This window comes from Bradyrhizobium sp., assembly GCF_027451485.1.
GTDB lineage: Bacteria > Pseudomonadota > Alphaproteobacteria > Rhizobiales > Xanthobacteraceae > Bradyrhizobium.
In genome coordinates this window covers 1-10,961 of sequence record NZ_DAIDJE010000066.1, presented here as the reverse complement: position 1 = coordinate 10,961, position 10,961 = coordinate 1, and the positions used below count along the sequence as shown (strand labels likewise).

The following is a 10,961-nucleotide window of genomic DNA, read 5'->3' as shown; positions in this document are numbered from 1 at the left end:
ACCACCGTGACGATATCGGGGATTCTCGAGCAGATCGGCCGCACCATGGCGGGGCTCGGCGGCACGATCCTCAGTCTCGTTGATATGTTGGGCGCAGTCCTGGCCGCGAGCGGGCGGGTCCTCATGCATCCGCGAAGCTTTCGCCTGACCTCCACCGTCCACCACCTGGAGCAGGTGTGCTGGCGCGCCGTGCCGATCGTCGTCCTGATCACGTTTCTGATCGGCTGCATCATTTCCCAGCAGGGCATCTTTCATTTCCGCCGGTTCGGCGCCGACATCTTCGTGGTCGACATGCTCGGCGTTCTGGTGTTGCGCGAGATCGGCGTGCTCCTCGTTGCCATCATGGTCGCGGGACGGTCAGGCAGCGCCTACACCGCCGAGCTCGGTTCCATGAAGATGCGAGAAGAAATCGATGCGCTGCGCACCATGGGCTTCGATCCAATCGAAGTCCTGGTGTTGCCCCGAATGCTGGCGCTGGTGCTTGCGTTGCCGATCCTTGCCTTTCTGGGGGCGATGGCGGCGCTCTACGGCGGCGGTTTGGTGGCCTGGCTTTATGGCGGGGTTGAACCGGAGGCGTTTCTGTTGCGCTTGCGCGATGCGATCTCGATCGATCACTTCACGGTCGGCATGATCAAGGCGCCTGTCATGGCGGCGGTGATCGGAATCGTCGCCTGTGTCGAGGGGCTGGCGGTGCAGGGCAGCGCGGAATCGCTCGGCCAGCACACGACATCGTCGGTCGTGAAGGGTATCTTCTTTGTGATCGTAATGGACGGCGTGTTTGCGATCTTCTTTGCCTCGATCGGGATGTAACGATGGTTGGCCAGGTCCAAGCCCAGACGCAAGCCCCGGTCCCTATTCCAGCCCAGGATGCCATCATCCGGGTGCGCGACGTCTCGGTGCAGTTCGGTTCGACCAAGGTGCTGGACGGGCTCGACCTCGATGTCAAGCGCGGCGAAATTCTGGGCTTTGTCGGCCCATCAGGCGCCGGCAAGTCGGTCCTGACACGCACCATCATTGGCCTCGTCCCGAAGGTCACCGGCCGGATTGAGGTGTTCGGCGTCGATCTCGATGCCGCGAGCAACTCGGAACGGCGCGCGGTGGAGCGGCGCTGGGGTATCCTGTTTCAACAGGGGGCGCTGTTCTCCTCGCTGACCGTGCGGCAGAACATCCAGTTCCCGGTGCGCGAATATCTCGACGTCACCCAGCGCCTGCTCGACGAGATCACCATTGCCAAGCTCGGCATGGTGGGGCTTCGTCCAGAGGTTGCCGATCGTTTCCCCTCCGAATTGTCCGGCGGCATGATCAAGCGTGTCGCACTGGCCCGGGCCCTTGCGCTCGATCCGGAGCTGGTATTTCTCGACGAGCCGACCTCCGGCCTCGATCCGATCGGCGCCGGCGATTTCGACGAGCTGGTCCGGACCCTTCAGCGGACTTTGGGCCTGACCGTTTTCATGGTAACTCACGACCTCGACAGCCTTTATACGGCATGCGACCGGATTGCCGTTTTAGGGAACGGTAAGATCATTGCCGCAGGATCGATGGCCGACATGCAGGCCTCGCAGCATCCTTGGCTCCGGGCCTACTTTCACGGCAAACGCGCCCGCGCGGTCATGGGATAGTTCACGAACTCATTTTTGCCGCTTCTTTTGGTTTTCAGGCTCGTTCTGGGGTTTCGGAGTTCAGGTAATGGAAACGCGGGCCAACTATGTTCTAATCGGATCGTTCACGCTTGCCGTGATCGCCGCCGCGTTTGGCTTCGTGCTCTGGTTCCAGAGCCTCCACACCACCAAGTTGCGCAGCCCGTTGCGCATCATCTTCGAAGGTCCGGCCGCCGGTCTGCGCAATGGCGGCAGTGTCAATTTCAACGGTATCAGAGTAGGTGAAGTCGTTTCGGTGAAGCTCGACAATCCGCGTCGCGTTGTCGCGCTGGCCATGGTCGAAAACACCGCGCCGATCCGCAAAGACACCCTGGTGGGACTCGAATTCCAGGGGCTGACGGGCGTCGCCGCCATCTCGCTCAAGGGGGGAGAGGAGAACGCCGCGCCGGTGCCCCTCGGCGACGATGGCATTCCGGTCTTGACGGCCGATCCGAACCGGCTCCAGGACGTCACCGAGGCGATCCGCGGCACCTTGCAAAACATCAACCGCGTCGTCGCCGACAACCAGGAGGCGGTGAAGAATTCGCTGCATAACCTCGAGACCTTCACCGCGGCGCTGTCGCGCAACGCGCAGAAGATCGACGATGTGATGCTCAAGGTCGACGGCGTGATGGGCAAGGCGGACAATCTGATGGTCGGACTCAACCGGCTCGCCGGAGGCAAGGATGGCGGCGAACTGTTCCTGACCGTGCAGTCGATCCGCGAGCTGGCCGAAGATTTCGACAAGCGCTCCGGCGCCCTGATGACCGACGGCCGCCGCACGCTCGCCGATATCAGTCGTGCAGTGAACAACCTCGACCGCAACCCGACGCGGCTTCTGTTCGGCGCAAGCAGCTCGACCTCGCCGGCGGCTGCTTCGGCCTCGACGCCGACACCGCCCCGGCGGTGACCGCCGACGGCGGGCAGGAATTAGGGAAGAGCGCGTGGGGAATCAACGAAGGGCGGGTCGCGAATAGCAGGATTTGGCGAAAACGGGCGGGCCGCAGGTTCGTGCGCGAGAGCTGAAACAAAACGGAGGCCGCGAGGCCTCCATTTTTCTATTCACGAATCTCTATTCGTTATTCGTCCTATCCGAGCCGCCCCGCGGCATGCGCGAGCAGGGTGTAGACGAGCCCCGTCTCCGAGGTGAGGTGGGCGCGCAGCGCCTGCGGCCCGCGATCTTCGCGCGCGACCTCGTCCAAGAGCCGCTCGAACTCGGCAATGTAACGGTCGACCGTCTGCTTGAAGTTGCGGTCGCTGCGATATTTGCGGGCAACTTCATCGAAGGCCTTCTGGCCTGCCGGGGTATAGAGCCGCTTCGAGAACGCCTTGCTCTCGCCGCGCTGATAACGATCCCACATCTCAGTGGCGAGATTGCGGTCCATCAGGCGGCCGATGTCGAGCGACAGCGTCTCCAGCGGATTGCCGCCGGTGCCACCTTGCTGCGCACCGCGGCCGCGCGGGGACGCAGGCGGGAGAGTGCCGGCGCCGCTATCGGTGCGGCTGAGCAGATCCGAAAGCCAGCCATCGCGTCCCTGATCCGACCCGGAAGGCGCGACCGGCGGTGCGTCGGTTCGCCGGGATACCGGTGTGCCGAGATCCGGCGGTGGCAGGTTGGATGCGCTGGCCCGCGGAGGCGCAGGCCGCTGTGCGGGCGGAGGCGGGGGCTCGGCGCGTCCGCCGACGGCGGCGAGAGCAGGTTCTTCCTCGCGGTAGGAACTCGGCCGGCTCGTCGGCACGACATCAAGGCCGCGGCCGTGATGGGCGACGATGCGGTTGAGTTCGGCCAGCGCCTCGATCTGATCGACGATCACTTTTCGCATCTGCGCGGTCGAGTCGGCGGCTTCCTGCGGCATCTCCAGCACGCCGCGGCGAAGCTCGTTGCGCGTTGCCTCCAGCTCACGATGCATTTCCGCAGCCATCTGCTTCATGCTCGCGACCATGTTGGCGAACTTCTCGGCGGACTGCTTGAACATCGCGTCCGCTTCCTCGGTGCTCTGCTGATAGATCTCGGCCATCGCATCCGCGGTCTGGCGTCGCTCTTCTTCGGCCGCGGCGCGAACCGCCTCGAATTGCCGGCTGATCGCGGCCGAGCCGGCGCCCGCAGTCTCCGCCACCACGCGCGCGATGTCGCGGGCGCGTTCTTCGGCCGCGGCAAGCGATTCATCGAGCAGACTCGTGAAACGCGAGAGCCGCTGATCGAGATCGGCGGTGCGCAGGTCGACGGTGGTGACCAGCGATTCAAGGGCCGACTTGCGCTCTGCAAGGGAGGTTGAGGTCGAACGGTTGCTCTGCTCGACGACCGCAGCCGCCTCGATCAGCGCCTTGCCGTGACTCTCAAACTGGTCGGACAGCGAGTTGAGATCCTCCAGCGCCTTCGTGGTCTTGGCATTGAAGACGTTGAGCTGATCCTCCAGCGTCTGTGTCGCAGTGCCGTTGCGCATCGTGACATCGTTCATGGCCGACACAAAATCGGCCACGCGGGTGACGAGTGCGCGCTCAAGCGAATTGAGGTTGTCGTGGGCGCCGGTCAGCACTTCCTGAAGCAGGATGTTGCCTTCGCGCAGCCGCTCGAACAGGGCAACCGTATCGGTCCGCAGGATCTTGCTGGTCTCCTGCATTTCGGTGACGGCGGCAATCGACACCTGACGGGACTGGTCGATCGCATTGCGCGAGGCCGTTTCCAGCTCTTTCAGCGACTTGTTGACCGAACTGGTGGCGAGTTCGCCGGCCGAGGTGATGTTGCGTGCCACTTCGCTGCTGTTGCCGAGCATGGCCTGCGAGAAGCCTTGTGCGCGGGTCTCGATCGAACGCAGAGCCTCCGCAGTGACGCGGTCGACTTCGCTGGTGAGCTGGCTGGTCCTGGCGCCGATGGCCTCGACCAACGCGCCGCGCTTGGCATCGATGGCCAGCGACAGACGTTCGGTCTGCTGCTGCACGTAGGAGACGATTTCGTCGGTTTTGCCCGTTATCGCCGAGCCGAACGAGCCGGTTGCGGCAAGCACCGAGCGTTCCACGTCCGCCGAGCTCGACTTGACCTTTGCGCTGGCCTCGTTGGAGGCGGTCAACAGGGCCTGGTGTGCGGTCTGCGCGGCGGCCGCGATCCGGTCCGTTGTGTTCGTGGTTACCGTCGAAAGCGAACGTTCGAGATCGTTCGCAATCGCCCGGATCTGGCTTGCGGCATCGGCGGACGTCCCGGTCAGCGAGCTCTGCGCCTCGCGGGCGCTGCTGAGGATCGATGCGGCTGTATCCGCACCGACGGAGGAGAGCGTGCGCTGGACGTCGGTCGCCAGCGTCTTGACGTGGTCGGAGGCCTCGGTCGAGGCGCCAACCAGCGTGCTCTGCGCCTCGCGCGCGCCGGTGAGAATGGCGGCTGCGGTGGCGTTGCCGGCGGCTGAGAGAGAACGTTCGATGTCGGCAGCCAGAGACTTGACGTGATCGGCGGCCTCGGAGGAGGCGCTGACGAGCGAACTCTGGACTTCGCGCGCGCCGGCGAGAATCGAGGCGGCAGTGGCGCTGCCGGCGGCAGAGAGCGTGCGCTCGACGTCGGCGGAAAGCGACTTGACCTGGCTGGCTGCATCGGCCGATGCGGCGACGAGTGTGCTCTGCGCCTCGCGCGCTCCGGTGACGATTACGTTCGCACTCGACGAGCTTGCAGCCGACAGCGAGCGTTCCATATCGGAGGCGAGTGACTTGACCTGGTTGGCGGCATCGGTCGATGCCGTCACCAACGTGGTCTGTGCCTCGCGGGCGCTGGTCAGTATCGAATTGGCGGCATTGCCGCCGGCCGCGGTGAGGGCGCGCTCGACCTCCGAGGAGGTCTGCTTGAGATGCGCGCCGACTTCGGCGGAAACGCCGAGCAGCGACTGCTGCGCCGCGCGGGCGCCGGTCTGAATGGTCTCGCTGGTGTTGACGACGAGATTGGTGATCGAGCGTTCCGCATCCTCGACGTGGGACTTGATGCCGCCTGACAATTCCTCGGCACGGGCCATCAAGGTTTCGCTGGCCTGACGGCCGCTGCTCTCGATACGGCCGGCCACGGCTTCGATGCGCGAATCCAAGAGTTCCTCGAACTGCGACACGCGCGAGTCGATGTCGTTCGCGACCGTGCCGATTCGGGTTTCGATGCCCTGATGAATTTCCTGGAATCGTGCCGCGATCGTGTCGGTGAGCTGGGTGGCGCGGCCCTCGATGGTCTGGGTGAGCTGGGTTGCCCGTCCGTCGATCGCCTCTGTCGCACTGGCAATGCGCTGATCGACCGCAGCCACCGCCTGCGCGGCGCCATCGGTAAGCGAGGCCGTGAGCGTACCTAGTCGGGTATCGATGGTTGCGGTGACCGACTGGGCGCGGGTATCGAACGCCTGCTCGAGCGATTGAAGGCGCCCGTTGATCGATTCGTCGAAGGACCTGATCTTGCTGTCGAGCGACGTATCGAGATGCTCGACACGGCCGTGCAGAGTGGTCTCGAACTGTTGCAGGCGCTGATCAAGCGCGGCCGTCATCTGGCCGCCGTTCGAGGTCAGACGCGTGTCGAAATTGTCGACGTAGTTCTTCAGCGTATCGGAGATGTCCTGCGTGCGCTGGCCCATCTTCTCGACGATCTCGCCGCCGAAAGTTTTGACGGTGCGGTCGAATTCCGAGATGTGGCGGGTGATCAGCGCCCCGAGCGTGCCGCTGTCGCGGGCAAATCTTTCCGCCAGTTCGCCGCCCTGGTTCTTCACCAGTTCGTCGAAGGCGCTGATTTGCAGGGCGAGGGCATCGTGGGCGCTTTCGGTCTGTCCGATCACCTTCGCCACCAGCGAGTTCGCAGTGACGTCAAGCGCGTCACTGGCCTTCTCGCCGGAGGAGACGATCTTCGAGGCGAGGCGGTTGCCGGATTCGTCGATCTTGTTGACCAGGTCTCCAGATCGCAGCTCGAGCTCAAGCAGCAGCGAATCCGAGGAATTCTTCAAGGAATCGTGCAGCTGCTCCGTGCGGTCGGAAATGCCGTCCACAATAGCCGCGGAACGCTGCTCGAATTCGCCGGTGATGCGGTCGAGACGCTCGTTGAGCATTTCGTGCACGCGGTCGGCGAGCTCGGCGAATTCGTCATGGACGTGGCCGGTCTTGAAGTTCAGGCTCGTGGTCAGCCGCTCCGAGGCATCGAGCACCGCGCGGGTAGTTTCGGCGCTCGCTTCCTCGAGCCGGTCGAGCAGGTCGCCGCCGCGCTCGCCGAGCGCCAGGATCATATTGTCTCCGGCGTTGGCAAGGGCACTCGTGATGTGGGCCCCGCGCTCTTCCAGTGCGCCCGTGATGCTCTTGGCGACCTCGTCGACGCGGGAGGCGATCGCATCCGAAATCAGCGCAATGTCGTGGCGCAAATCGATCTGGACGCCGGAGATGGCGCTGCGCACCTGTTCGGCCTGGCCGACCAGGTTGTCGCGCTGGTGCGCAATGTCCTGCAGCAGCGCGCGAATGCGCACTTCGTTGTCGCTATAGGCGCGCTCGAGAGCCGCGACCTCGTTGGCAACCAGGGTTTCGAGTTCGCCAGCGCGCGCAATGGCACGCTCGATCCCATCGCCCATTGCCGCAACCTCGCGGCGGATCGCCTGTCCGACCGTCACCATGGAATCGCTGGTCGCGGTTTCCGGATCAGAGAAGCGGACTGCAACCTGCGCCAGCGATTGGGCGATCATCTGCAGTTCCCTGCCGCGCGAGGACAGGTTCGCCAGGTGCAGAAACAGAAGAATTGGAGCAACGAACAGCGCGGCCAGCCCGGCCAGCGCGAGCGTTCCGCCGGCGCCCTGGCCCATCGCCGCCTTCAGCGAGGGCAGAAAACCGATCGTCAGCGCGAGCGCGGCGATAACCCAGATGCCGGTTGCAACGGCTGCGAGCGTATAAGCGCTGCGGGCCGGCCGACCCTTCTGGATCGCCTGCAAAAGCTGGCCGATCGTTTCGCGGTCGTCATTGGCGGCACGGCGGGTGACGCGCGTCTCTTCGACCGCGTTGAAGGTGGGGCGGTCGTCGATCGGGCGCGTGTCGAACGAAGGCTCATCAAAAGAAGGAGGAGTGACGGTCATTTCGGGCGCTGCGTTGCTGAGCGCCGCATTCCTGCTATCGGCGGCCGAGCCGTCGATGTTCAAGGCTTCCTGAATGGCAGAAAGAGCAATTTCCGTGGGGTCTTTGACCTTTTTGGGGGTGTTCGCCATGTTCAGTCCGAGCCCTCTTAAGCTTTACGCAACCCGGGAAAGTCTTGCGAAAGCCCCCGCAAGCCCAAAGCCGGTGTCATGTTCGAATGCCGCGCCGAAGCCGGCCTGAAGAAGGCCAGCCAGTTCGCTCATGTCCGAGCGAACATCCTATTGGCTAGCCGTCATGAATGAAATGGTAGGATTAATACAATCTTAATCATCGTTAATAACGTTGTGCCGTAAGGCCTTACAAACCTTCGAAATTCCCGGCGAATAGGTTAATTGCGGCGGCAGTTCGCTAAAAACAAGGCGAAGGCGCGGCGTAACGAAGATGGAGCGCAAAGGTTCGGAGTGGTTGTCCACAGCGTGCAACCTTCCATTAACCGATTTCATGATTGGCTCCTAGCGAGGCGTGCCTTGCGGGATGCAGGACATGCGCGATTCGGACCTGCTTATGTCGCTTCATCTCGATCGGATTGACTGGATGCCATCGCCGCCGCTCGCTCCCGATGACGGTCCGATCGATATCGCCCATTTGAGGCGGATGACGCTTGGCGACGCAGCGCTGGAACGGGAAGTGCTGACCATGTTTGCAGCGCAGGCCGCCCGCCTTGCCGGCGCGCTGGGTGCGATGCCGGCCGACGCTCCTGCGCTGGCCCATACGCTCAAAGGATCGGCGCGGGCGATCGGCGCTTTCGCGGTTGCCGACGCCGCAGCTTGTCTAGAGACTCTGATCAAGAGTGGCGGCAAGATCGCCGCTGCCCTGAGCGAACTCGATGAGGCTATCGCAGAGGCCCGTGCTGCGATCGATGCGTTTTTGGACGGGGCCTGACGGGGCCACAAGCTACGATTCCGAACTTGCCACGGGACTTCAGATTCGGCAGCACTAGCGCTGGCCGGATCGACCCGTTATAGGACTGCCGGACCTTTTTTTCGGCAGCACGAGCACCATGGCTAAAATTCACTTTGTCGACCATTCCGGCGAAACCCGCACCGTTGATGTCGAAAACGGCGCGACCGTCATGGAAGCGGCGATCCGCAACGGGATCCCCGGCATCGAAGCGGAATGCGGCGGCGCCTGCGCCTGCGCAACCTGCCACGTCTATGTCGATGAAGCCTGGCGCGAGAAGGTCGGTCCTCCCTCGCCGATGGAAGAGGACATGCTGGATTTCGGCTTTGACGTGCGGCCGAATTCCCGCCTGTCCTGCCAGATCAAGGTCACGGACGAACTCGACGGCCTCGTGGTCTCGACGCCCGAGCGGCAGGCCTGATCAAGCCCGAATCGAAACCGGCATTATCCCAGAAATCGGGTCAACTTGAGGGCGCCACGCCGCGGCGAAGCCACGGCCGAAACTTCGCGATGATGTCCGCCGTCAGCGGCGTCGGCCTTCGCGTCGCCTGATCGATCAGGACCGTCACCGCCTGTGCCGATGCGACGCAACGGCCGTCCGAAAACACCACCTGGTCGAAGCTGACCGAGGTGCGGCCAAATTTCGTAACCCCAAGCCCCATCTCGATCGTACCTGGCCAGTGCAACTCGGCCCGGAAATGGATGTCGAGCCGCACCATGATCCAGGCCAGGCCCTGCGGCAGCCGCCAGTAGCTCTGATCCTTCATTAGCGTGACGCGGCCGGTCTCGAAGTAGGTCGCATAGACCGCATTGTTGACGTGACCATTGGGGTCGAGATCGGCGAACCGCACATTGTCGGTCAAGCGGTAGGGAAAATCCTCGATACGCGGCGCCGAATCGAGCCTGGCTGGAGCATTCACCAATTGATCTCCCTCATTTTCTTTCCCTTACATCGCAGTTATGCCGCTTCGGCAAGTAGGCCAAAGGGCAGGCGGGGTCGGCATTTATGCCTTTCCTGACGCCTGTCCGTTGGCTAGAGAAGCCCGAACCTTTCCTTACCGGTACACCTGCCGATGCCCGATCCTGGCGCGGTCCAACCGAAAAGAAGCGACATGAGCGAAGCGATCAAAACCGACGTGCTGATCATTGGCGCAGGCCCTTGCGGGCTGTTTTCCGTTTTCGAACTCGGACTGCTCGACATGAAGGCCCATCTGGTCGACATCCTCGACAAGGTTGGCGGCCAGTGCGCCGAGCTCTATCCGGAAAAGCCGATCTACGATATTCCCGGCATTCCCCTCGTTACTGGCCAGGGTCTCACCGATGCGCTGATGGAGCAGATCAAGCCGTTCAACCCAACCTTCCATCTCAATGAAATGGTCGAGAAGATTGAGAAGGTTGGCGATCCCGCATTTCGGGTCACGACGGATGCCGGCAAGGTGTTCGAATGCAAGGTGGTGGTAATTTCGGCCGGCGGCGGCTCGTTCCAGCCGAAGCGACCGCCGGTGCCGGGCATCGAGGCGTATGAAGGCAGATCGGTGTTTTACGCTGTCCGCAAGATGGAGCAGTTCCGGGACAAGAACATCCTGATCGTCGGCGGCGGCGATTCCGCGCTCGACTGGACGCTCAACCTGCAGCCGATCGCCAAGAGCATCACGCTGCTGCATCGGCGCGATGACTTCCGCGCAGCGCCTCACAGCGTCGAGCAGATGCGCGCGCTGGTTGCGGCCGGCAAGCTCGATCTGAAGATCGGGCAGGTTACCGCGCTTGAAGGGGAAGGCGGCGAGCTTACCGGTGCGCAGGTCAAGGGCAACGACAACGCGATGTCGAAAGTCGTCTGCGATACGATGTTGCCGTTCTTCGGTCTCACCATGAAGCTCGGCCCTGTTGCGAACTGGGGCATCGCGCTCGAAAACAATCTCATTCCCGTTGAGACCTCGGCGTTCGAGACCAGTGTGCCCGGGATTTTTGCCATCGGCGACATCAATACATATCCGGGCAAGCTCAAGCTTATTCTCTGCGGCTTCCACGAGGGGTCGCTGATGGCGCAGAAGGCGCACCGGTATGTCTATCCGGACAAGCGCCTGGTCTTCCAGTACACGACGTCCTCCTCGAGCCTGCAAAAGAAGCTCGGCGTCAATTGACAGCAGCGAGAGCGGGATCGATTGCGGTCATTGTTTCAATGCGTTATCGGCGCGGGCGAACACGACGCCTGAGCGTGCCCGTCGATATGCTGGCCGCCTAAGGCGAATGGTCGTAATCTTGCCTCCATCATTCGATTGAACCGGTGATGATCATGTGGAACGCGAT

At 63.0% G+C, this 10,961-nt stretch carries 8 protein-coding genes; 6 read left to right on the top strand and 2 right to left on the bottom strand.

Annotated elements, in window-relative coordinates; genetic code table 11:
* From NEZ08_RS09735 to NEZ08_RS09725, 3 genes are all read left to right on the top strand, one after another.
* The coding region (locus tag NEZ08_RS09735; RefSeq protein ID WP_298106405.1) for an ABC transporter permease at positions 1–810 on the top strand (810 nt) is incomplete at its 5' end.
* A gap of 2 nt (positions 811–812) precedes the next feature.
* Positions 813–1,619: an ABC transporter ATP-binding protein gene (locus NEZ08_RS09730; RefSeq protein ID WP_298106404.1), complete on the top strand. Its 807-nt coding sequence runs from the start codon at positions 813–815 to the stop codon at positions 1,617–1,619.
* Between the two features lie 67 nt (positions 1,620–1,686).
* Positions 1,687–2,547, top strand: coding sequence for an MlaD family protein (locus NEZ08_RS09725; RefSeq protein WP_298106403.1), 861 nt, complete (start codon positions 1,687–1,689; stop codon positions 2,545–2,547).
* A gap of 178 nt (positions 2,548–2,725) precedes the next feature.
* Here the strand turns inward: NEZ08_RS09725 and NEZ08_RS09720 are convergent, their stop codons facing one another.
* Positions 2,726–7,825: a negative regulator of septation ring formation gene (locus NEZ08_RS09720; protein WP_298106402.1), complete on the bottom strand. Its 5,100-nt coding sequence runs from the start codon at positions 7,823–7,825 to the stop codon at positions 2,726–2,728.
* 433 nt (positions 7,826–8,258) lie between these two features.
* Between NEZ08_RS09720 and NEZ08_RS09715 the strand changes: the two genes are divergently transcribed.
* Positions 8,259–8,636 carry an Hpt domain-containing protein gene (locus NEZ08_RS09715; protein ID WP_298106406.1) on the top strand — a complete coding sequence of 126 codons (378 nt, stop codon included), beginning with the start codon at positions 8,259–8,261 and terminating at the stop codon, positions 8,634–8,636.
* Between the two features lie 118 nt (positions 8,637–8,754).
* Positions 8,755–9,075, top strand: coding sequence for a 2Fe-2S iron-sulfur cluster-binding protein (locus NEZ08_RS09710; RefSeq protein WP_298106401.1), 321 nt, complete (start codon positions 8,755–8,757; stop codon positions 9,073–9,075).
* 40 nt (positions 9,076–9,115) lie between these two features.
* Here NEZ08_RS09710 and NEZ08_RS09705 read toward each other — a convergent pair whose 3' ends face one another.
* A complete protein-coding gene (locus NEZ08_RS09705) occupies positions 9,116–9,574 on the bottom strand; it encodes a thioesterase family protein (RefSeq protein ID WP_298106400.1) in 459 nt (152 codons plus the stop codon).
* Positions 9,575–9,766: 192 nt separating this feature from the next.
* Between NEZ08_RS09705 and NEZ08_RS09700 the strand changes: the two genes are divergently transcribed.
* Entirely contained in the window at positions 9,767–10,795 is a 1,029-nt protein-coding gene (locus NEZ08_RS09700; protein WP_298106399.1) for an NAD(P)/FAD-dependent oxidoreductase, read from the top strand.
* Positions 10,796–10,961: the final 166 nt, after the last annotated feature.